Here is a 21,299-nt window from a genome sequence, read left to right as displayed (position 1 = left end):
ATGTTTAAGATGCAATCAGTATAGATGAATGTACCTGGTTATCGAAAAAAAGCGCCTGTAAAGGCGCTTTGGATTGGCAGGTAAAGCTTAAAGTACAATTTTAGAGAATTACATCAAGGACAAGGACGCCAACTAAACCAATCGCCCACGCTATTGTTGTAGGTATAGACCAAACGATCATTTGTTGTTTTACGTCTTTAATCCCCATCATTCTGTTCACAACCCAATACAGGCTGTCGTTGAAATAACCGAAGAACAGAGACCCCATTGTTGCCGCTTGCGCCGCAACCAATAAGTTAATATCGGGTATTTGGCTGATGATTGGTGCAGATATGGATGCTGCTGTGATCATCGCTACCGTGCCAGACCCTTGAATTAAGCGCACTAATGTCGCGATAATAAAAGGAATTAGTACAGGTGTAATTGGTAAGTTTGCAACGTGCTCAGCAAGAATATTACCTGTCCCACTATCACGTAATACTGCGCCTAACGCACCACCAGCACCTGTCACTAACAAGATAATCCCAGCGGCTTGTAAGCCTTCTTCCATACGGTCGATGACTTCTTCTTTTGTTGCTTTTGGCATTAATGTGTATACCGATATCAACACACTAATTGATAAAGCAATAATTGGCGCACCTAAGAATTCAAATGTCTGAAAATACCAATTGCTTTCCATTCCTTGGAATGATTCAGTTTTTAAAATCAAGCCATTAATTGCATTGATAAAAATCAACAAGATTGGCGTGATAATCGGTAGTAAAGATAAAAATAAGCTTGGTAATGGTTTGTTTGCTTTTTCTTCCATGTAACGTGCATGAACTTCTTTCAGATCTTCACTGCCCGTTTCATCTGGCATAAACTCAGGATATTTAGTTCCTAACCATTTTGCATAAAAAACAATTCCGATTACACAAGGAATAGCGAGGCTCATTCCAGCCAGGATCATCGCCCCAACATCGACACCAAAAATACCAGCAACGCCTAAAGGGCCTGGTGTCGGAGGAACTGTATGGTGCGTAACAACTAAACCACCAGCCAGTGCAACACCTAAGGTTAATATGCTGCGCTTACCATTTTTCGCCAGCGCTTTTGCCAATGGATATAAAATGACGAAAGCGGAGTCAACGAAGATAGGGATACTGACAATATAGCCCGTAATTGCCAGTGCCCACTCCTCACGTTTTTTCCCTAACCATTTGATAAAGCTATAGGCGATTTGTTCAGCAGCACCTGAAACTTCCAGCACCCTTCCCATCATTACCCCGAGTCCGATAACAATACCGATGCTACCAAGTGTTGACCCAAAGCCTTTTGTAATGACTGTCACTGTCTCCGCTGCTGTTAAACCACCAGAAACACCCGCAATTGCCGCGGCAATGAGCATTGCCAATAACGCATGAACGCGCGTTCGTAATACGAGAAAAATCAGAACGAATATGGCCACCGCGAGGCCAATAACAGGAATATAGGACATAGGCTATCTCCTAATTAGACGAGCCGTGGTGGGTGATAAACGAACGGATCGCATCACCAAACGAGCCATCTGCACGGAAACCTAAATCCAATGCACGGCTAATATCAAATTTGCCTGGCCAACTCGCCACAATGCGATTAATGGCTTCATCGGGCTCAAAACGGATAAGATCAACCGTTTCTTGACCTGCAACATCACGCAATGCGTCAATCATTCCCTGAACCGTGACGGTGATGCCTGGCAAATTCACTGTCCGTGACTGGCCAAATTTTTCCGCAGGAATACTCACCGCATGAATAAAATTGTTAATCACCGTTTCTGGGCTTGATAACCATAATGCTAAGTCAGGTGAAACTGGACAAACGCTCTCAATACCATTTAATGGCTCACGAATGATGCCACTGGCAAATGAAGAAGCGGCTTTGTTTGGTACTCCAGGGCGAATACTAATTGTTGGCAAACGCATAACCCGTCCATCTATATAGCCTTTACGGGAGTAGTCATTCACCATTAACTCACACATCGCTTTTTGCGCGCCATAAGACGACTGTGGGTTCACAACACACAGATCAGTGATCACATCAGGTAATTGCCCACCAAAAACAGCTAATGAGCTGGTGAACATAAATTTAATTGCAGGGTTCTTCTCACGAGCAGCTTCCAATAATTGGCGCGTTGCTTCGAAGTTGACTTTCATGCCTAGATCAAAATCGCTTTCAGCATGGCTGCTCACAATAGCTGCAAGGTGGAAAACCACATCCGTTTGCGCATCAATCAGTTCATTAGCTGCGCCAGTCTGGGTTAAATCCAACGCGACACAGGTCACTCTCGCATCTTCAACTGGCGATGTAGGGCACTGAATATCGGCTAAAACAAGGTGGTCAAATTTTAAACCCTGGCTATTTTTAAGCAAAGCAGCGGCTAGCTGCTGGCCCAGAAAGCCTGCGCCACCAGTAATAATAACTTTCATTGTAATTCTCCTTGCTATAGCCTTTTTCTGGCTATGCAGTTCTAGGTAAGATTATTTATGTTTTATGTCTTTATTAAATGAAGTTTTATGTTTTGTTCTGTTATCCGTTGCACCACATCGATGGGTAATCGATCATCACAAACAATGTCGTGCAACTGATTTAGAGGGCAAACACGGAACATGCCATACTTGCCAAATTTGCTACTATCTGAAACCAACACACAGCGTCGGCTTACATCTAGTAGCGTTTGTTTTATCTGTACTTTTTCCTCATGAGGTGTTGAAACACCATGTTGCAAATCCCATGAGCTGGTACTGATAAACGCAATATCCACATTCAAGGTTTGCAACATCATCGCGGCGGTATTCCCAACGCAAGAATGATTGCGTTTGTCCACTTGCCCACCTGTGTGGTAAAGGTTGAGCTGCGATTTATCCATCAAATACTGCATGATAGAAAAATCATTAGTGACAATCGTTAAATTAAAACGTTCACCAAGGACACGAGCGATTTCAAATGTTGTCGTCCCCGCATCGAGGTACACAACTTGCCCATCCTCAACTAACGAACTGGCAAACTGGCCAATTTCACGCTTATGACGGTGATGCAATCGCGCCTTTTCACTCCAAGGTAGTTCTTGACGCAACACATCATTTAACTTAACGCCACCACTGATACTGAGCACCTTCCCTTCTTCTTCTAGCATCCGAATATCACGTCGTACGGTCATATGAGAGACATTCATAAGCTCAACTAAGTCACTGATCGACACAGTTTGGCGCTCATGTACGTAACGGTAAATAAAATCACGACGCTCAGAAGGGAGCATAGGTTCTCCTAATTATGAATCTGCTTGTTTAAGCCAGCCTAACCCATCTTCGGTACGGCCTGCAGGATGATATTCACATCCTAACCAGCCGTCATAACCCATTTCATCCAATTGTTTGAAAATCCAAGGGTAATTCACTTCGCCACTATCGGGTTCATGACGGTAAGGGACTGACGCTATCTGAATATGACTAAATTTACCCCATAAACGTTCGATTGTTTTCAATAAATCACCTTCCATAATTTGGCAGTGATATAAATCCAACTGGATAAATACGTTTTCACGATTAATTTCAGGTAATAATGCTTCAGCTTGCTTTTGAGTCGTTAAAAAATACCCAGGCATATCACGGGTATTGATTGGCTCAATCAGTACACGGATCCCATGCTCCGCCATCACATCCGCAGCATGTTGAATATTTTTGATAAAACACGCTTTTTGCTGTTCTAATGTGACGTTTTCATTCACTTTCCCCGCCATTGCATGCACTTGTTTACAACCCAATGCTTTCGCGTATGTCAGAGCCGTTTGTACACCTTCGGCAAATTCAGCCTCACGACCTGGAAGAGATGCCATGCCACGCTCGCCCGCAGCCCAGTTACCTGCAGGCATATTGAACAATGCCTGCGTTAAATTGTGTTTTTTCAGTTCATTCGCAATTAAATTGGCATCTTCTTCATAAGGAAAAAGATATTCAACGCCTTTAAAACCTGCATTCGCTGCACTTTCAAAACGTTGCATAAAAGGCACTTCGTTAAACATCATGCTGAGATTTGCTGCAAACTTAGCCATTTTTTGCCTCCTTACTTTTGTGGATAACGACTCTCGAGCAACTCGACTTGCTCTTGCGTTAATGTCGTGAAACCGTGTGGGCGCAATGTGATATATAAGCGAGCTGTATCTTCTAGCTCTTCTGCATTAAAAAATGCTTGTCTTAGTGTTTTTCCACCCACCACAGGTCCATGGTTAGATAGCAATACCGCATTATGCGTCGGTGCTAATTTCGCAATTTCCTCACCAATTCGGTCGTCCCCTGGCGGCAAATACTCAATCAATGGCAGTTTCCCCACACGCATGACGTAATAAGGCGTAATCGGGGGCAAGCAATTTGCGGTATCTAACCCAGCTAAGCACGAGAGCGCAGTAAGCCATGGAGAGTGTAAGTGAACAACAGCTTGGCAATCAGGACGTTGCTGATACATTGCCATATGCATAGACACTTCTTTTGTTGGCTTATCACCATCAATCCAATTTCCATCGGCATCTAGCTTACTCAGTTTATTTGGATCTAAATCCCCAAAACTGGAATTTGTTGGTGTAACAATAATGCAGCCATCAGGTAGCCTAGCGCTTATATTTCCTGCTCCACCGCTGCTATATCCACGGTTAAACATTGACTTAGCCCAATCGACTAACTCTTGACGCAGCGCCTTTTCATCACTCATTAAACATCTCCTGTGCGAACTGGAAGAAATTTTCTTGGCCAAAGTTGCCTGATTTCAATGCTAACCAGTTTCCGCTTGCTAAATCTTGTACCCAAGGAACGCCTGGGGCGATCGGTGAACCAATACTTAATTGCTCAATACCAAGGCTTTGAACGACTTTGCCCGACGTTTCACCACCCGCGATAATAAACGTGTTAAACCCTTGCGATTGAAGTTCCTTCACCACTTCACCAAATACGTTTTCTACTGCACTGCTCGACGCTACAGCGCCATATTTTTCTTGTGTTTTCTTTAATAATTCAGGTGGCTGAGTCGCATATAGTAATGGTGCTAAGCCTGTCGATTGCTGCTCTTGAACCCAAACTGCCAATGATTTTGCATACGCTGGGTTATTTAAGCACTCTCCAACATCCAACGCTTTTGCAGGCGCAATTTGCTGATAAGCTTGTACTTGCTTGTTTGTCATAACAGAGCAACTACCTGACAAAATGACTGTTTTCCGAGCTAAGCCAGTCGGTTTTTCCCCTCTGGTGGTGTTACCACCCCACACACATTGGCTATCAATGTTTGCCAGTGCAGCGCCTAAACCAGAGCCGCCAGTGAGTAATGGCATTGTTTTCACTGCACTCGCGATGGGTAATAAATCATCCATGGTGATCGCATCGACAACCGCATAACTCATGCCTTGTTCAGCAAACGCCGCTAGCTGTGCACTTATCGTGTCGTGACCCTGCTGTACCTCTACCAGTGAAATTAAGCCCGCTTTCCCTTTCGACTGTTTCTCCATAACGCGCAATAAATTTGCATCCGTCATTGGTGTCACAGGATGATGTTGCATCCCACTTTCGTTAAGCAACTGACCATTAACAAATAAATGGCCATGAACAACAGTTCTGCCATTGATGGGTAATGCAGGGCAAACTAAGGCTAAATCCGTCCCCAATTGTGCCATTAATGCATCAGTGACAGGACCGATGTTGCCTTTTTCTGTCGAGTCAAACGTCGAACAGTATTTAAAGAATATCTGCTGGCACTGCGCTTTTTGTTTTAGCCAGTTACACGCATTGATTGAAGCACTCACTGCTTCATCAACAGGACACGAGCGACTTTTTAAACTGACAACAATCGCATCAACATCATGAGGTACAACGGTATTTTCATCAGGTTCGTTCAATAGTTGAACGACCTTCCAGCCGTTTTGTACCATAAAGCCCGCAATATCGGTCGCACCGGTAAAATCATCGGCGATTACGCCTAACTTCACTGTCATGCTTTTTTCTCCGGTAAAGTAATTCCTTTAAATGTTTTAATCACTGCGCTGTCATCTTGCAGACCAAAGCCTTCGTTACTCGCAGAAATAAACATTTGATGGGCAGTCGCGGCGAGAGGAAGCGGGAAGTTTAACGCTTTCCCCGTTTCCATCACTAAGCCTAAATCTTTCACAAAAATATCAACGGATGATTTTGGTGTGTAATCCCCGTCTAATACGTGCTGCATACGGTTTTCGAACATCCAAGAATTCCCTGCCGCATGCGTGACAATGTCATACATCACATCAAGGTCGATACCCGCTTTTGATGCTAGCGCCATACTTTCTGCTGCTACAGCGATATGTACACCCGCGAGTAATTGATGGATGGTTTTTACCGTTGACCCTAAGCCAACCTCATCACCAACACGATAGAGACGCTCAGAAATGGCATCAAAGACAGGTGATAACCTTTCAAATAAAACGGGTTCACCAGAAGCCATTATGGTGAGTTTGCCTTCAGCCGCTTTAATCGCACCACCTGAAATAGGTGCGTCCACCAATGATAATTGGTAACTTGCAAGGCGTTTTGCAATTTGTTTAGTTTGCTCAGCAGCTAAAGTGCTGTGTAAGACAATGATTGTCCCTGGGTGTAGTTGTTCAACAAGTGGCTTATCCCCAGAAAATAAAATAGCTTCAACTTGGCGGCCATTAACAACCACGAGCAATAACGCCTCTATTTCCTGGGCAAATTCAGCGGCATTTTGCCCTACAGCTTTTGCCCCAACACGAAGTAAGTTTTGACAAGCTTCTTGGTTTAAATCAAATCCATAGGTTGGAATATTCTTTTTTATTAGAGATTGTGCAATGCCCATCCCCATGGAACCAAGGCCAATAACGCCAATATTATTAACGAAATTTCCCATAATGACCCCTGATGTTGTTAATCTTCGTGACTGTTGTGAATTTTCACACAACAAAATTCACAAACACATGACCAACATCACATTGCCAATAATATAAAAAACAATCAATTTCGATACAACCTACTGATATAGAACAAATAAATAAATTCACACCTCATGAGGGTCATTCACACAAATGTGTGATAAAAAATGTGACATCGGTTGTGCTTATTTACATCCTCCATAAGCTCAATCACATCACCTTGTTATATCGGGTTATCTTAAATGCATCATTTTCATTGACCTGAAAAATAAATTAATCAAAATAGCCGACTACAATTTTTCAAATAATGCTCCATACTATGAGTGAGAGCATCAAGTGACATGTTACCTAGGAGTCAAAAAATGGGGCTATTCGATCAAATGTTAGGAATGGTTGCAGGTGATAAAATGCAACAATTTCAATCCGTTATTAATTGGATTGAAAACCAAGGTGGCCTTTCTGGTGTCGTTGATAAATTTAACGAACAAGGCTTAGGTGGCATTATTACGTCGTGGATTAGCGAAGGGGCGAATTTACCGATTGATGGAAGCCAATTAATGCAAGTGTTTGGCAATGTTAATCTTCAAGAGTTGGCTCAATCTGTGGGCTTAGATACACAATCAACATCAGATTTAGTGGCTAAATATCTACCCCAACTGGTTGATAGTGCAACACCAAATGGTGAGCTTCCTGAAAACCTCGATTTGGCTTCTATTGGTATGAATCTGTTGAAATCCAAATTATTTGGTTAACCCGTTAACCAACCTGTATACGCAAAAAGGCAGGTTTCCCTGCCTTTGAGATTGTTAACAAAGCAGGATAAAAGCGTCGTTTTTCCTGCTTTGTGTTATCAGCCGAAAATCAATAAATTTATTTTCAAAACCCATCCAACCTGCCTTTTATTACGCTTTAAGATGAGTGCTCATTTCTTAGCAATTTCGCGGCTTCAACCATATTGGCTAACGCTTGACGGGTTTCCGTCCAGCCGCGGGTTTTCAGTCCGCAGTCTGGGTTGACCCACAAACGCTCAACAGGGACACGTTTTTCCGCTTTTCTGAGCAATTCAACAATCCACGCCACATTTGGTACATTCGGTGAGTGAATATCATAGACACCTGGCCCAATTTCATTTGGATAATCGAAATGTTCAAATGCATCCAACAGATCCATATCTGAACGCGAAGTTTCGATAGTAATCACATCTGCATCTAGCGCCGCTATCGAATCCATGATGTCATTGAACTCGCAATAACACATATGGGTATGAATTTGTGTGTCATCCTCAGCGATGGCAGCGCTGAGTTTAAAGGCATCGACTGCCCATTTTAAGTATGCTGCCCACTCATTTCTACGCAGTGGTAAGCCTTCACGCAACGCAGGCTCATCAATTTGAATAATACCAATACCCGCTTTCTGTAAGTCATCCACTTCATCGCGTAGTGCCAGTGCGATTTGTTTTGCGATGGTTTCACGGCTAACATCTTCACGCGGGAATGACCAACACAGGATAGTGACTGGACCTGTTAACATGCCTTTGACAGGTTTTTTCGTTAGCGATTGCGCATATTTCGCCCACTCAACGGTAATTGCCTCAGGGCGGCTAATATCCCCAATAATCACTGGTGGCTTCACACAACGCGAACCATAGCTTTGTACCCAACCATTTTGCGTAAATACATAGCCATCAAAGTGTTCACCAAAGTACTCAACCATGTCATTACGTTCAGCTTCACCGTGTACCAACACATCAATATCCAAAATTTCTTGCTCTTTAATCGCCTGTTTGATGTGCTCGCTAATATTTGTACGGTAATAGGTTTTATCTACATGACCTTTTTTGAAATCTAACCGTAGCGTTCTGATTTCACTGGTTTGAGGAAAAGAACCAATCGTGGTAGTTGGCCATAATGGCAAGTTAAAGCGTTTACGCTGAAGCTGTGCACGTTGTGAATATGGGCTGGTACGCTCTGCATCCCCCTCACGAATTGCCGCTAAACGTTGTGCGACGGTGGCATTATTCACTCGAGTTGAGGTTTTACGAACTCGAATCGGCGCACTGTATGTTTCTAACGTTGCAATGTTTGCATCAGTGGGTTGATTGAGTGCTTTACTCAGCAAGGCAAGCTCTTCACATTTTTGTAATGCAAACGCGAACCAGCTTTTCACTTCCGCATCTAAACGCGTTTCATCATTCAAATCAATGGGGCTGTGCAGCAGTGAACAGGAGGTTCCTACCCACACTGAACGTTGACCCAGCAGTGGTTTTACTTGGGTAAATTTTTCACCTAAATCGGCTTTCCAAACATTACGGCCATTAATCACACCTAGTGATAAAACCCAGTCAGCAGGCAGCGCTTGGTGCAGTACTTCAATATCATCTGAACCCGCCACAACATCGACATGTACCCCCTGGACAGCTAACTGTTTGATGATATCTAAGTGATGGCTAACGCCATCAAAATACGTGGTCAACAATAATTTTATGTGGCCTGATAACGCTTGATAGGCCTCTTTGTATGCTTGTTGCCATTCAATAGGTAAATCCAGTACCAGTGCGGGTTCGTCAATTTGTACCCATTCAATGCCTTTTTCAGCTAAGCGCGCCAATATTTGTTGGTAAACTGGCAGTAATTCATTCAGCAACGATAAACGATCAAATGATTCGCCTTTAACTTTCCCTAACCACAGGTAGGTAATTGGCCCCACAATCACAGGTTTAACTTTGTGACCTAGCGCAAGTGCTTCATCAACTTCATCAAACAATTGATTCCAAGATAACGCAAATTTTTGCCCTTTTTGAAACTCAGGCACGATGTAATGGTAGTTTGTGTTAAACCATTTGGTCATTTCACCTGCTGGCGCTGGAGTCCCTGTTGGTGCACGGCCACGAGCGACTCTAAATAAGGTATCTAAATCAATAGAACCATCTTCATTTTGATGGCGTGGCGGCACGTTACCTAATAGTAAACTGGTTGTCAGAATTTGGTCATACCAAGCAAAATCACCAACGGGTAATAATTCAACACCTGCATTTTTTTGCTGCTCCCAATGGCGAACGCGCAACTCATGCCCCACCGCTAAAAGCGCCGATTGGTTAATTTTGCCTGCCCAATAATCTTCTTGTGCTCGTTTTAGCTCTCTTTTCAGACCGACGCGTGGAAAACCAAGTGTATGATTTATAACAGACATATTGACCCCTTAAAATATTTAGCCGTCTAGATGTTTACACATCCATAATCAACAGGTACTGTATAAAGCACAAGCGCAAATATTTCATTGTCACCATGAAGGTTTCTCATGATCGAACTAAAACATTTAAAAACATTGCAAGCGCTCAGCCAGTACGGCTCATTAGCGGCTACAGCAACACACTTGCACCAGACACAATCAGCTCTGTCACACCAGTTTAGTGATTTAGAGCATCGGTTAGGCTTTCGCTTATTTGTACGAAAAAGCCAGCCATTACAATTTACGCCACAAGGGGAAGTTTTATTGCAGCTGGCACAACAAGTACTACCCTTGGTCAAAGATGCCATTCGCGTCTGTAATGAACCTGGTGTCTGTGCGCTACGTATTGCTATCGAATGCCACAGTTGCATTCAATGGCTAACACCTGCATTGCAACAGTTTAGGCAGACCTGGCCGCAAGTGAGTGTGGATTTTAAATCGGGGGTGACATTCGACCCACAGCCTGAGTTGCTTTCAAGAGAGCTCGACCTTGTGATGACGTCAGATATCCTGCCTGACCAAGGTATTCATTACACGCCAATGTTCGATTATGAAGTGAAATTGATCGTCGCCTGTGACCATCCACTTGCAAAGAAGCCACACATTGAACCACATGATTTGGCGAATGAAACGTTACTGCTCTACCCAGTACAACGAGAACGTTTTGATGTTTGGCGCCACTTCCTGCAACCTGCGGGCGTTTCACCAAATGTAAAAAATGTAGATAACACATTGATTTTAATTCAAATGGTAGCAGCTAAAATGGGAATTGCCGCATTACCCCATTGGGCCGTAGATTCCTTCGAGAAGCAAGGGTTGATTAAGACTAAAACATTGGGGAGTGGCTTATGGAGCCGGCTGTACGCTGCGTGCCGTGAAGGAGAACAGCGCCAGCCAGCTATCGAGGCATTTACTGAGAACGCGACGGATCACGCTGTGGAGAGCCTTTCGTATGTGAAGCCCGCGAAAGTATCCAACGTTTATGCACCCAAAGAGACGCAATTATTAGGCTCGATCCAATGGTAAAACTCAACCAATTAGGATGTTGCTGCCAAATGGCAAAATTCACTAATAGGCCAGCTGGAACCATCATGTTATTCATAATAGCAAGGGTTCCAGCATCAACTTTTGTTGCCCCATAGTTCCACATAAAATAACCAATACCTGATGCAGCAATACCAAGCCACAGCAGTACTCCCCATTGGAGGTTTGTGGTTGGCATCATGGATTTATTACCAAAGAGCAACCAGCCAATCAGTGCCACTAACGTCGCCCCCAAATAGAACCACGAGAAAGCCTGATGTTGAGGAATGGGATGTACCTCCATCAAACGCTTATACCCCACTTGCCCGATAGCAAAAAAGATATTGGCTAACTGCACAAACAATAACCCCAACCAGAATGATTCGCTCAAATGATCATAGCGAATAATTGCCGCACCAATCACCGCCAGCAAAGAACTAAACAAGTACCCTTTACGCAGTGGCTGCCGTTCTAATAAGTCATAAATTAATGTGACATACAGTGGCGTTAATACCGTAAACAGTAAAAACTCAGCAACAGTAAGATATTGATAGGCATGGAAAACAAACAGGTACATGATCCCAAGCTGGCAAGCACCCACTAACATGTAAAGTGAAATCACTTTAGCGCCAAATTGACGCCAGCGAAGAAAAGGCAGGAATACTAATGAAGCAAGGCCAACACGCACCAAAACTGAGAACCAGCTGTCGACTTGGCCTGCTAAATATTCACCAATCAAACTAAAAGACGCTGCCCAAAGCAGCGTCGTGATAACAAGTAACCACATAATGCTGTATTCTGTCTCAAACTAAAGAATGCTGAGTAGAATACTCGGTTTTTCGTTTTAATGCTCTTTTTCGATCAGTACCGCTTCTAATAAATCTAAATCGACCAACAAAGATTGTAGTGTCTCATTGCTGATTTTTTTCGTAGCACGCAAGTGATAAAGCTCACCACGCTCTGCACGCAACGCGGTCAAACGGAAACGGCGCTCAAGGTCTTCAATTTGCAAGTTATGTTCAATTTCATCTTGCCCTGCCGTACGACGTCTGAGATAACCTGTCACGCGAGAAGCAACCTCACTGATATCTTCTGAATCAAGTTTTTCGTCCACGTCCGCAGATAAACGCTCTTCCATTTTATTCAAGCTAACGATCGCTACTTCTGCCATTTTAGCCTTCGCCATACGTATTTCGTTGGCATCCGCTTCTTTGTCACCCACTTTGAAATTGCGCAGCAATAACGGTAATGCGATCACCCCTGCAAAAATGGAGAACAAAATCACCCCAGCGGCGATAAACACCAGTTGGTAACGAGCAGGGAAAGGAGAACCGTCGGTTAAAAACAACGGAATAGAGAGCACACCCGCTAAGGTAATCGCCCCACGCACCCCCGCAAAAGAAGCCAGCCACAGCTCACGCACGGTATAATTAGCAAATTGCAGTGGTTTTTTCTTTAGGAACAAACGGCTAAACCTTTTCATCAGCCACAGCCAACAAAAACGCAGCAATAACAAGGCAAAGTAAATAATGGCAACGGCTGCAAACAACATCCATGTCTCAACACTTGGGTCGAGATCTGCTTGAATGACGGAAGTTTCCCATATCCCTGGCAACTGTAGCCCTAACATGATGAAAACTAGGCCGTTAAATACAAATTCCAACATTGACCAAACACTATCCGCACGTAAACGCATTGCGAGTGGCGCATTACGGATCACGCCAGATTTGGTGATAGTCATCCCTGCGGCAACAGCGGCTAAAATGCCAGAAAACCCAATATGTTCTGCAATCATGTATGAAGCAAATGGCAGCAATAGCATGAAAACAATCTGTGTTGCAGGGTCATCACCACTCCAGCGGCTCATTAAACGCAAAGATTTACTGTACAACCATGTCACAATAATCCCTGCAAGTAAGCCACCCACAGCAACTTTAAAGAATTCAATCGTCACGCCAGATGTGCTAAATACCATTGTCCCCATCGCAATGGCAACTGCGAATTTTAATGCCACCAGACCTGAAGCATCATTCATTAATGCCTCACCTTCTAGGACACTCATCATACGTTTAGGAATACGCCCTTTCCCCACAATGGAAGACAGCGCAACCGCATCCGTTGGTGAAAGTACCGCAGCTAGGGCAAATGCGGCGATGAGTGGAATACCAGGCATTAACCAGTAAATTAAGTAACCAATACCTATAACTGTAACCAATACCAAAACCAACACGAGAATAAAAATTTCCCGGCCATTTTGGAAAAATTCACGGGTTGGTGTTTTCCAGCCATCAACAAACAGTAAAGGCGGAATCAATAAAACCATAAACAATTCGGGGTCAAACGTGACATGCAAGCCAAATTGTGGCCAAGCTAATAGTGCACCAATGGCTATTTGAATGAGGGGAAGTGGAATACGAATAGGAAGAATTTTAGCAGCAACCCCTGACACAGAGACAGCTAAAATCAAAATAAGAATAGTAAAGAAAATTTCCATGTTGCCCTTACTGATTAACTAGACGACCAGAACTCAAAATTGCCTGCCGCCGCATAGTAAGAGATAGCACCGTCCAGACCTCGATTATGACAATCAAGCGGTCACGAGTGGAAAAATGGGACTTCCACTTGATTCACCGCCTTATATCTATTCTATCCCTAGCTACCGTCCTATGGGAAAAAAATTTATACTTTGCGATTAATCGAAATAATGCGTTACAAGGCGGTAACAACCCCCGCCTTTTTAATTTAATTACCTTTAAATGGCCAAATCAGCAGCATAAAACGCCACCAAAAGCACAGCAATCACAACAGTACCAATATTCAACTTACGCCATTCACCCGCACAAATGCGACCGATCACTAATGCTGCAAAGCCAAGCATAATGCCCGTTACGATATTGCATGTCAGGACGATAAACACCGCACACAGCAGGCCAGACATCGAATCAACAAAGTCATCAAAGTCTAATTTTGAAACGTTACTTAACATTAACAAACCAACGTACATCAGTGCTGGTGCTGTCGCATAAGCCGGCACTAAGTATGACAATGGCGATAAAAAGAGGATCAGTAGGAATAGCACTCCAACAACAACAGCAGTTAACCCCGTACGCCCACCAGCAGCTGTTCCCGCGGCTGATTCAATGTAAACCGCCGCTGGTGAAGCACCTATCGCCCCCGCAAAAATGCTACTTACGGAGTCAGCGGTTAATGCTTTTCCACCATCAATAATTTGCCCGTCTTTATCTAATAAGTTCGCTTGCCCTGCAACGGCACGGATTGTACCCGTCGCATCAAATACGGCAGTCATGACTAGCGCCAATAAACTTGGCAGTACCATTGGTTGCAACGCACCCATGATATCCATATTAAAAACAAGAGAAAGACCATCGTCACCTAATGACGGTAATTTAAAGAAACCTTGGTATTTCACTGCAGGATCAAAAATTAAACCAATAATTGAGATCGCAATAATGACTAATAACACGCCACCTGGTACGCGGCGCTTTTCTAAGCCGAAAATAACTGCAAGACCCGCTAATGACATTAAAACAGGGAAAGAGGTAAATTCACCTAAAGCCACAGGTAGGCCAGCATTTGGGTTTTTAATCACTAAACCCACGCCATTTGCAGCAATCAATAATAAAAACAGGCCGATACCAATCCCTGTACCATGTGCAATGCCCATTGGCATATTACGTAAAATCCAACTACGAATGCCTGTTACAGAAATAATGGTAAACAAGCACCCCATTAGAAATACGGCGCCTAACGCAACAGGGATACTAATTTGCTGGCCTAAAACTAAGCTGAAAGCGGTAAATGCGGTAAGTGAAATGGCACAACCTATTGCCATCGGCAAATTCGCCCATAGCCCCATTAATAATGAACCGAAACCCGCCACTAAACAGGTAGCAATGAACACTGCAGTAGGCGGGAAACCAGCCTGCCCCAACATACCAGGCACCACAATAACAGAATAAACCATCGCTAAGAATGTGGTTAGCCCTGCAATGATTTCACGGCGAACGGAAGAGCCGCGAGCGGTGATCTTAAAAAATGAATCCAATTTGCAGTTGGATGAAGCCTGTTGGCCTGACATGGTGTACCTCTGCTGTTAATGGTAAACGAACACGCTAAAAGCCAATAAGTTTATATGCCCATCTTACTGGCTCATCACACTCCCGCTGACGTAAACGATTACGTATTTCTAAAAACCTTATTGACCGAGAGGAAAAATCTCAATCAAAACAATGGCGCAATCGTTTGGCTTAAAAATAAGAATAGGGCGTATTGTGAGGAGAGCAATTATCGTTCGAAAACGGGCAAATGATCAAGTGTTTTTAGTTTTTTCTCTGCATCAAACTCATTTTCCACCTCGAAAAATAGAATAAAATACCCGATGATAAATACGGCTTTATTAATAATATTTATTATTCTTCACCATTTATTAAAGATAACATTAGGTAAAAATAGCTAATTCAATTTCATATAGACTTTGTTTATATAGCGAGATTATTTTTTTTGATATAATCACTGAATATTTGCTTACAAAACGGTTAGCTAACTCATTATTATTTCATGGTAAAATAGTTTAAATATGTGTTAGTGAATAATATTTTCAAAAAATATAAATATCCGTCAATGAGTAAATATTATTTTTATATATGAGCTAAAAAACTATTAACCGTAGTTATTATTTTATTTTTATCACCGTGAACTAAAGTCTTAAATGAATATGCCAAATAAAAATACACCATCCATCACATTACAACGGGGTGTTTTACTACTTTTTATCAGTTTCCTTGTCCTATATTTACTCCCTGGTATCTATAGTCATAGTCCATGGAAACAAGATGAAAACTACAGCTTTGGTATTATTCAAACCATGTATGAAACAGGGAAATGGTTAGTTCCAACCAATGCGGGTGAGCCTTTTATGGAAAAACCCCCGCTTTATTATTGGGTTGCAACCCTAACCTCCCACTTATTTTCAGGGTTTATGCCACTCTATGATGCGGCACGAACTGCCAGCTTATTTTTTTCAGTCATTAACTTTTCATTTTTTGTGTTCTTAGCTCGCCGCTTTTTTACTGCAAAGGACTTTACTGATATCCGTATTTGGATTGCATTTGCACTGTATGCTTGCGCGCCAGGGATCCTCCGCCATAGCCATGATATGTTTACTGATGTCGCCCTGGTAGCAGGTGCAACAATCGGGCTTTATGGGCTATTAGGGTTGATCCAACAACAAAAAATGGGAATGTCAGCGGTTTGGCTCTGCGTGGGAACAGTGGTAACGATGCTCTCAAAAGGTGTCTTTATTCCTGGAGTCCTGTGGATTTGTCTGCTATTAGCCCCTGTATTTTTAACTCAATGCCGTACAAAACAATTTTGGTGCTATAGTTTTGCGGCTGGATTAGCGGCGCTTATTGCTATCCTCCCTTGGCCAATCATGCTTTACCAGCAACACCCTGATTTATTTATGGTTTGGTTTTGGGAAAATAACATCGGTCGCTTTTTTGGCTTTTCTGTTGAAAAACTCGGTGCAAAAGCAAATTTAACACGTATCCCTGCAGCCGTTTCATTGTTTGCTCTACCATCGGGTTTGTTGGCAGTCGCTTATTTCTTACGCCACCCAATCAAACGCTTAATGACTTCTAACACCTATTTACTCACATTATTCCCGCTCTTAGGCATAGTCTTTTTGCAAATTTCTGCCTCTGGCCGTGCACTATACCTTCTTCCTTTTATCGCACCAATGGCGATTATTGGTACACCTGCACTTTTGGCTATTCCTGAAAAAGTTCTCAATGGGATTTCACGTTTCTCTGCTGTGTTTTGGTCATTCTTAGTCGCATTTCTATGGGTCAGCTATTTCATCGTATTAACGGGCCACCATCAAGAATACTTAACATTATTTAGCCGTTGGCTCCCCATGAGTTATCAAATGCCCTTTTCCACTATCACTTTCATCTGCGGGGTATTGATTACACTGGTTTGGTTCTTGCGTAACCAAATCATTCCAAACCTTTCCCCCGCTTTTCAAATGATGAAAAACTGGGTACTCGGGCTCTGTACTGTTTGGGGAATGATCTTAACCTTATTTTTGGGTTGGGTTGATTACACAAAAGGTTTTGAAGGGGTTTTTGTCGATTTAAAACAGCATTTAGTAGGCCAATATACAGCTGATGATTGTATGGCCTCTGATAATATTGGAGAATCAGAAGCGCCAATGTTGTATTACTACACAAAAGTTCTACACCAACGACAGGATAAGTTCCAAAAACCAGAGCACTGCCGCTGGTTAATCGTATTATCAAAAGAAGTGAAGCCTGCCCCACAAGGTATGGTACTTTTTTGGCACAACCATCGACCAGATGAATACCGTGAGAATTTAGTCGTTTATAAAGTCACAGAATAAAGTGAAGCGGGTGCTAATTCACCCGCTAAAATTAATATGTCGCTTGCTCAGTAACTTGCGCACTGTATTTCGCTCGGGTAAACCACAAAAAAATAGCCGCAGACAAAATCAATAAAATAGGTAGGCCTGATGGTGAAATTGATGTCGCCACCCCTGCGAGCAGAGGCCCAGATAAGTTACCAATCCCCCACAACATCGCTGCTGCCGCATTCGCAATAATCAGCTCATTCCCTTTAAAATATTGGCCAATCTGCACCAACGCAATGGTATAAATTGCCCCCGCAGTTGCTCCCAATACAAACAACAATACCCAAATTAAATAAGGCTGAGTAATGGTAAATGGTAATAAGAAACTAGCTGCCAATGTTACAACACCACAGATCCGATAGAGTTTCTCCCGATTCATGTGGTCAGCAAGCCAGCCAAAAGGTAGCTGCATGATTGCATCACCCGCTAAAATCGCGCTAATCATCAGTGCAGCCACCGCTTCTGTGTGTCCCATCCCCATCCCATAGATAGGGAACATGGATAAAATCGTGCCATCAAAAAAGGCGAAAAATAATATTCCCCCACAAATTCCAGGCGCAACTTTCACAAACTGGATAATAGAAAAATTTGATTTTTCTGCTGTAGCGGACAATCGATCACCTACTTTTTGATCCATTAATATAAATAACACAACCGAAATCAAATGGATAAGGGTACAAATAAGCAAAGGGGATTTATCTTCTACACCATAATAAGCAATAAAAGAAGGCCCAAGTAGCTGGCTCACAGTAAATACCGTGGTATAAATCGCGAGGATCCGTCCACGTTTGTTTTCAGGCGATAATTCGTTAATCCACGTTTCGCCTAAGCAAATCATGACACCACTGGCAAGCCCTGTTATCAATCGTAAAGGAAATAATAACCAAAGAGGTAGCGTACTTAATAGCGGTAATAAGCTAATACCTGAAATAATGGTGGCAATTAACATCGCTTTGCGCTTGCCTGACCATTGCACAATACGCTGTACAACAGGCGCGATTAAAAACATCCCTAAAGCTGGCGCAGCGGAAATAATACCGATGGTGAGTTCATTCACACCATAGTTATTTAATCTCAAAGCTACCATTGGAATACTTAACCCAATGACGATGCCAATAACGGCAATACTGGTCGTAATCGTAAAAATAGCAAATGAAGGGGAATGTCGAAAATTGTGTAAACACTGATTATCAGAGCTCATTTTGGTATTAATCTAAATACTTAATCAAAGAATTAGATTTTAACTCCATAAAATTAATTATTAATAATATAAAAAACCGCCGCATTATCAATAAACCTAATAATGCCAGCGGTGATTGTAGCATGCCGCCTATATTCTGCTATTTATCTTTATAAAATAAATTTGTGTTTTAACGGGTATTTATAATTAAAGAACAAAGAAATATCGATATAACAAGGCTATGCCTGAAACTAAAATCACTAGATTAATAATTTTCAAAAAAGCTTCACGGGTGATTTTTAATGTAATGTGCCTACCCAACCAAGTTCCAAGCAACATTGCTGGACAGAATGCTAATGCAATCAATAAAGTATCAAGGTTAAGGTACACTCCCATAACCAAAAAAATGACCACACGTGTTAGCGTACTAAAACCAATTAGTGTCATTTGGGTGATACGAAAACGCTGTTTATCTTCAATCCGACTGGATAAATACATTGCATAAATAAAACCACCGCTCCCAAATAACGCGCTAAAAACCCCGCCAATCAAACTAAAAGGGACAACGAGTGCTTTTGAAAACGGTTTTTTGTTTTTTTTTGATAAGAAAGCATTTAACACATAACCAATAACAAACAGCCCTAATAACAAAACTAATATATCTGGTCGTGTTTTTAATAAAATCGCTGCGCCAATTAAACTTCCCACTATCATTAGGGGAATAATCCATTTTATTTCCTGATAATCCGCATTTTTTCCATCTTTAAGTAAATTTAATACCGCAGCCGTTAAATCAATTAACGCTAAAATGGGAACGATCATATTCAGAGGTAAATACAACGCGAGTACAGGTGTAGCAATCAGTGCAGACCCAAAGCCCGCCATTCCAAAAACAATATAGGCAAACAACAACGTCGTAAAACAAATCGCCATTTCTGGTGAGAATAATTCAAACGGCATAGCGCTTAACTCCGAAAGTTTTTAACGCCCTCACTATAGTTATTATCAGATTTATTAAATAGCTTTATTTTTTTCATTTTTAAAAATTCAAATCTCTATCAAAAAATTAAATAACGCATTGAAATAGTATGGATAACCAAGAGTATGTGATTTGATTCGCTGAGTGATGTAGAATTAGCACAATAGACCAATATTCAAGGAAAGACACAACATGGATAAAAAAATTAATATAAAAATTGGCCAAAAAATTCGTTTACTTAGACAAGCGAGAAATCTTTCACTTAACGAACTTTCTCGCCTTTCAGGCATATCTAAAGCGGCGCTCTCAAAATTAGAATCTGGGGATTCAAACCCACGTATCGATACATTGGAGTCCATTGCTATAGCACTGCGATTTCCGCTAAGCGATTTATTTACGCGTCAACATGAAGCCTACCCTTATTTTGTAAAATCTACACCGAGTGATGAAAGCGAGTACTCTCAGCAATTTAAATTTCGTATCAGCATGGGAAATATCTCGGAAATCTGGCAGCTAACCATGAAACGAGGCGCAATCATTAATAGCCCTGCTCACATGACGGGAACCCACGAACATATTATGGTTAATTCAGGTTCGCTCATGTTACGCTTAAACAACGATCAAAATATTGTCTTAGAAGCAGGGGATTTTTATGCATTTAGCGGCGATTTTCCACATTCCTACTTATGTATGGATGGTGAACTTCAAGCAACTGTAGTGATGACATATTCACATCTTAGTGATGGCGTTTAAACTGTAACATGCTGTGCATCATAGCTAATACGTAACGTTCCCTTTTTAAATTTCATCGACTTAATTGAAAAATGGCAAATATTATCTAACGAGGCGACATGCGTCCCTCCGCATGGCATATCTTCTGTTTGGTCGATATAGCTTATCCGCATTTCACCATTTTGCTTAATATCAACCTTACGGGCACTTTGTAAACTTTGATTGATAATGCCTTCAATTTCAGCGCTATCAAGTTCTTCAAAAGGGGTTACTTGATTTTCCATCATAGTAAACTCTACTCTTGATTCATCTGGGAAATGATGCCCTTTTTGTGCCATCCAGCCAAAACGACGTAATTCCCAATTTAACAAATGCCCTGCAGTATGAAGCGCAGCATAGCGTCGGCGTTTCTCACTATCAACTTTTGCTATAACCCTTTCCTCAGCATTGAGAGAAGCGCATTCAGGTAAATAAGCAACAATTAACCCATTCAAGTGTTTCTTTATCCGAACACTAAATTCATTAACCCAGGCTGTGTCCGCAGGTTGACCGCCGCCTTGAGGATGAAAAATATTATCTTCAAGTGCAATCCACTCACCCTCCTCATCATGGCCTGTATTAACTAACATTGTCTCTACTTCATATTGATAGGTATTCGAAAGATAGATATTGTTTTGCATCGTTTTTGTTCCCTTTATTCTTCATCATAAACTGAGAAACTATTTGTTTATCTTTTGATGTTATATCACTTTCGTTCGTTTTAAGAAACCCTGATTCAACATTATTTGGC

18 protein-coding genes are annotated in these 21,299 nt (G+C 42.1%); 4 read left to right on the top strand and 14 right to left on the bottom strand.

Annotated features, from left to right (window positions below):
• Nucleotides 1-100: 100 nt before the first annotated feature.
• The 7 genes from ACE2AL_RS02660 to ltnD all read right to left on the bottom strand — a co-directional run bounded on the left by ACE2AL_RS02660 (nucleotide 101) and on the right by ltnD (nucleotide 6,897).
• Nucleotides 101-1,477, bottom strand: coding sequence for a GntP family permease (locus ACE2AL_RS02660; protein WP_004914902.1), 1,377 nt, complete (start codon nucleotides 1,475-1,477; stop codon nucleotides 101-103).
• A 10-nt stretch (nucleotides 1,478-1,487) separates the two neighbouring features.
• Nucleotides 1,488-2,447, bottom strand: coding sequence for a D-erythronate dehydrogenase (gene denD / locus ACE2AL_RS02655; protein ID WP_206086340.1), 960 nt, complete (start codon nucleotides 2,445-2,447; stop codon nucleotides 1,488-1,490).
• A gap of 62 nt (nucleotides 2,448-2,509) precedes the next feature.
• The gene (locus ACE2AL_RS02650) at nucleotides 2,510-3,277 is read right to left on the bottom strand and encodes a DeoR/GlpR family DNA-binding transcription regulator (RefSeq protein ID WP_206086339.1); all 768 of its coding nucleotides are present in this window, start codon (nucleotides 3,275-3,277) and stop codon (nucleotides 2,510-2,512) included.
• Nucleotides 3,278-3,289: 12 nt separating this feature from the next.
• Nucleotides 3,290-4,069, bottom strand: coding sequence for a 2-oxo-tetronate isomerase (gene otnI, locus ACE2AL_RS02645; RefSeq protein ID WP_206086338.1), 780 nt, complete (start codon nucleotides 4,067-4,069; stop codon nucleotides 3,290-3,292).
• 11 nt (nucleotides 4,070-4,080) lie between these two features.
• The gene (locus tag ACE2AL_RS02640; RefSeq protein ID WP_206086337.1) at nucleotides 4,081-4,722 is read right to left on the bottom strand and encodes an aldolase; all 642 of its coding nucleotides are present in this window, start codon (nucleotides 4,720-4,722) and stop codon (nucleotides 4,081-4,083) included.
• Complete coding sequence (gene otnK, locus ACE2AL_RS02635; RefSeq protein ID WP_206086336.1) at nucleotides 4,715-5,992, bottom strand: 3-oxo-tetronate kinase; 1,278 nt, start codon at nucleotides 5,990-5,992, stop codon at nucleotides 4,715-4,717. Before otnK ends, ACE2AL_RS02640 begins: the two co-directional genes overlap by 8 nt.
• A complete protein-coding gene (ltnD, locus tag ACE2AL_RS02630) occupies nucleotides 5,989-6,897 on the bottom strand; it encodes an L-threonate dehydrogenase (RefSeq protein ID WP_272539568.1) in 909 nt (302 codons plus the stop codon). Before ltnD ends, otnK begins: the two co-directional genes overlap by 4 nt.
• 384 nt (nucleotides 6,898-7,281) lie before the next feature.
• Here ltnD and ACE2AL_RS02625 point away from each other — a divergent pair, with 384 nt between their 5' ends.
• Nucleotides 7,282-7,671: a YidB family protein gene (locus ACE2AL_RS02625; protein ID WP_206086334.1), complete on the top strand. Its 390-nt coding sequence runs from the start codon at nucleotides 7,282-7,284 to the stop codon at nucleotides 7,669-7,671.
• 157 nt (nucleotides 7,672-7,828) lie between these two features.
• Here the strand turns inward: ACE2AL_RS02625 and metE are convergent, their stop codons facing one another.
• On the bottom strand, nucleotides 7,829-10,108 hold the full coding sequence (gene metE / locus ACE2AL_RS02620) for a 5-methyltetrahydropteroyltriglutamate--homocysteine S-methyltransferase (protein WP_371007605.1): 2,280 nt from the start codon (nucleotides 10,106-10,108) through the stop codon (nucleotides 7,829-7,831).
• A gap of 108 nt (nucleotides 10,109-10,216) precedes the next feature.
• On the opposite strand from metE, the gene metR reads away from it, so the two are divergent.
• Nucleotides 10,217-11,173 (top strand): HTH-type transcriptional regulator MetR, encoded by a 957-nt coding sequence (gene metR, locus ACE2AL_RS02615; RefSeq protein ID WP_206086332.1) that lies wholly within the window; start codon nucleotides 10,217-10,219, stop codon nucleotides 11,171-11,173.
• Here the strand turns inward: metR and ACE2AL_RS02610 are convergent.
• The 3 genes from ACE2AL_RS02610 to ACE2AL_RS02600 all read right to left on the bottom strand — a co-directional run bounded on the left by ACE2AL_RS02610 (nucleotide 11,058) and on the right by ACE2AL_RS02600 (nucleotide 15,269).
• On the bottom strand, nucleotides 11,058-11,957 hold the full coding sequence (locus ACE2AL_RS02610) for a carboxylate/amino acid/amine transporter (protein ID WP_206086331.1): 900 nt from the start codon (nucleotides 11,955-11,957) through the stop codon (nucleotides 11,058-11,060). The two genes, metR and ACE2AL_RS02610, sit on opposite strands and share 116 nt — an antisense overlap.
• 57 nt (nucleotides 11,958-12,014) lie before the next feature.
• Nucleotides 12,015-13,664 carry a Na+/H+ antiporter gene (locus tag ACE2AL_RS02605; RefSeq protein WP_206086330.1) on the bottom strand — a complete coding sequence of 550 codons (1,650 nt, stop codon included), beginning with the start codon at nucleotides 13,662-13,664 and terminating at the stop codon, nucleotides 12,015-12,017.
• 258 nt (nucleotides 13,665-13,922) lie between these two features.
• Nucleotides 13,923-15,269 (bottom strand): NCS2 family permease, encoded by a 1,347-nt coding sequence (locus ACE2AL_RS02600; RefSeq protein ID WP_225820737.1) that lies wholly within the window; start codon nucleotides 15,267-15,269, stop codon nucleotides 13,923-13,925.
• A 636-nt stretch (nucleotides 15,270-15,905) separates the two neighbouring features.
• Between ACE2AL_RS02600 and ACE2AL_RS02595 the strand changes: the two genes are divergently transcribed.
• A complete protein-coding gene (locus tag ACE2AL_RS02595; RefSeq protein ID WP_375084294.1) occupies nucleotides 15,906-17,591 on the top strand; it encodes an ArnT family glycosyltransferase in 1,686 nt (561 codons plus the stop codon).
• A 31-nt stretch (nucleotides 17,592-17,622) separates the two neighbouring features.
• Here ACE2AL_RS02595 and ACE2AL_RS02590 read toward each other — a convergent pair whose 3' ends face one another.
• Together ACE2AL_RS02590 and ACE2AL_RS02585 are read right to left on the bottom strand one after the other, a co-directional pair.
• Nucleotides 17,623-18,819 (bottom strand): MFS transporter, encoded by a 1,197-nt coding sequence (locus ACE2AL_RS02590; protein ID WP_272539570.1) that lies wholly within the window; start codon nucleotides 18,817-18,819, stop codon nucleotides 17,623-17,625.
• 186 nt (nucleotides 18,820-19,005) lie between these two features.
• On the bottom strand, nucleotides 19,006-19,758 hold the full coding sequence (locus ACE2AL_RS02585; RefSeq protein ID WP_206086327.1) for a sulfite exporter TauE/SafE family protein: 753 nt from the start codon (nucleotides 19,756-19,758) through the stop codon (nucleotides 19,006-19,008).
• Nucleotides 19,759-19,969: 211 nt separating this feature from the next.
• Here ACE2AL_RS02585 and ACE2AL_RS02580 point away from each other — a divergent pair, with 211 nt between their 5' ends.
• Nucleotides 19,970-20,530 carry a helix-turn-helix transcriptional regulator gene (locus tag ACE2AL_RS02580; RefSeq protein ID WP_206086326.1) on the top strand — a complete coding sequence of 187 codons (561 nt, stop codon included), beginning with the start codon at nucleotides 19,970-19,972 and terminating at the stop codon, nucleotides 20,528-20,530.
• On the opposite strand, the gene ACE2AL_RS02575 is transcribed toward ACE2AL_RS02580, so the two are convergent.
• Nucleotides 20,527-21,189, bottom strand: coding sequence for a hypothetical protein (locus ACE2AL_RS02575; protein ID WP_206086325.1), 663 nt, complete (start codon nucleotides 21,187-21,189; stop codon nucleotides 20,527-20,529). The genes ACE2AL_RS02580 and ACE2AL_RS02575 overlap by 4 nt on opposite strands.
• Between the last annotated feature and the right edge of the window lie 110 nt (nucleotides 21,190-21,299).

It is taken from the genome of Providencia xihuensis, assembly GCF_041953405.1.
Lineage (GTDB): Bacteria > Pseudomonadota > Gammaproteobacteria > Enterobacterales > Enterobacteriaceae > Providencia > Providencia vermicola.
The sequence above is the reverse complement of the archived record's forward strand: the minus strand, read 5'-3'. Positions and strand labels throughout refer to the sequence as shown.

Bases quoted from the DNA above. Each gene is read 5' to 3' on its own strand.
- otnK (WP_206086336.1), bottom strand. From the start codon at position 5,992: ATGACAGTGAAGTTAGGCGTAATCGCCGATGATTTTACCGGTGCGACC.
- ACE2AL_RS02590 (WP_272539570.1), bottom strand. From the start codon at position 18,819: ATGAGCTCTGATAATCAGTGTTTACACAATTTTCGACATTCCCCTTCA.
- otnI (WP_206086338.1), bottom strand. From the start codon at position 4,069: ATGGCTAAGTTTGCAGCAAATCTCAGCATGATGTTTAACGAAGTGCCT.
- metR (WP_206086332.1), top strand. From the start codon at position 10,217: ATGATCGAACTAAAACATTTAAAAACATTGCAAGCGCTCAGCCAGTAC.
- denD (WP_206086340.1), bottom strand. From the start codon at position 2,447: ATGAAAGTTATTATTACTGGTGGCGCAGGCTTTCTGGGCCAGCAGCTA.
- ACE2AL_RS02660 (WP_004914902.1), bottom strand. From the start codon at position 1,477: ATGTCCTATATTCCTGTTATTGGCCTCGCGGTGGCCATATTCGTTCTG.
- metE (WP_371007605.1), bottom strand. From the start codon at position 10,108: ATGTCTGTTATAAATCATACACTTGGTTTTCCACGCGTCGGTCTGAAA.
- ACE2AL_RS02600 (WP_225820737.1), bottom strand. From the start codon at position 15,269: ATGTCAGGCCAACAGGCTTCATCCAACTGCAAATTGGATTCATTTTTT.
- ACE2AL_RS02580 (WP_206086326.1), top strand. From the start codon at position 19,970: ATGGATAAAAAAATTAATATAAAAATTGGCCAAAAAATTCGTTTACTT.
- ACE2AL_RS02625 (WP_206086334.1), top strand. From the start codon at position 7,282: ATGGGGCTATTCGATCAAATGTTAGGAATGGTTGCAGGTGATAAAATG.
- ACE2AL_RS02575 (WP_206086325.1), bottom strand. From the start codon at position 21,189: ATGCAAAACAATATCTATCTTTCGAATACCTATCAATATGAAGTAGAG.
- ACE2AL_RS02650 (WP_206086339.1), bottom strand. From the start codon at position 3,277: ATGCTCCCTTCTGAGCGTCGTGATTTTATTTACCGTTACGTACATGAG.
- ACE2AL_RS02595 (WP_375084294.1), top strand. From the start codon at position 15,906: ATGCCAAATAAAAATACACCATCCATCACATTACAACGGGGTGTTTTA.
- ACE2AL_RS02605 (WP_206086330.1), bottom strand. From the start codon at position 13,664: ATGGAAATTTTCTTTACTATTCTTATTTTGATTTTAGCTGTCTCTGTG.
- ACE2AL_RS02610 (WP_206086331.1), bottom strand. From the start codon at position 11,957: ATGTGGTTACTTGTTATCACGACGCTGCTTTGGGCAGCGTCTTTTAGT.
- ACE2AL_RS02585 (WP_206086327.1), bottom strand. From the start codon at position 19,758: ATGCCGTTTGAATTATTCTCACCAGAAATGGCGATTTGTTTTACGACG.
- ACE2AL_RS02640 (WP_206086337.1), bottom strand. From the start codon at position 4,722: ATGAGTGATGAAAAGGCGCTGCGTCAAGAGTTAGTCGATTGGGCTAAG.
- ltnD (WP_272539568.1), bottom strand. From the start codon at position 6,897: ATGGGAAATTTCGTTAATAATATTGGCGTTATTGGCCTTGGTTCCATG.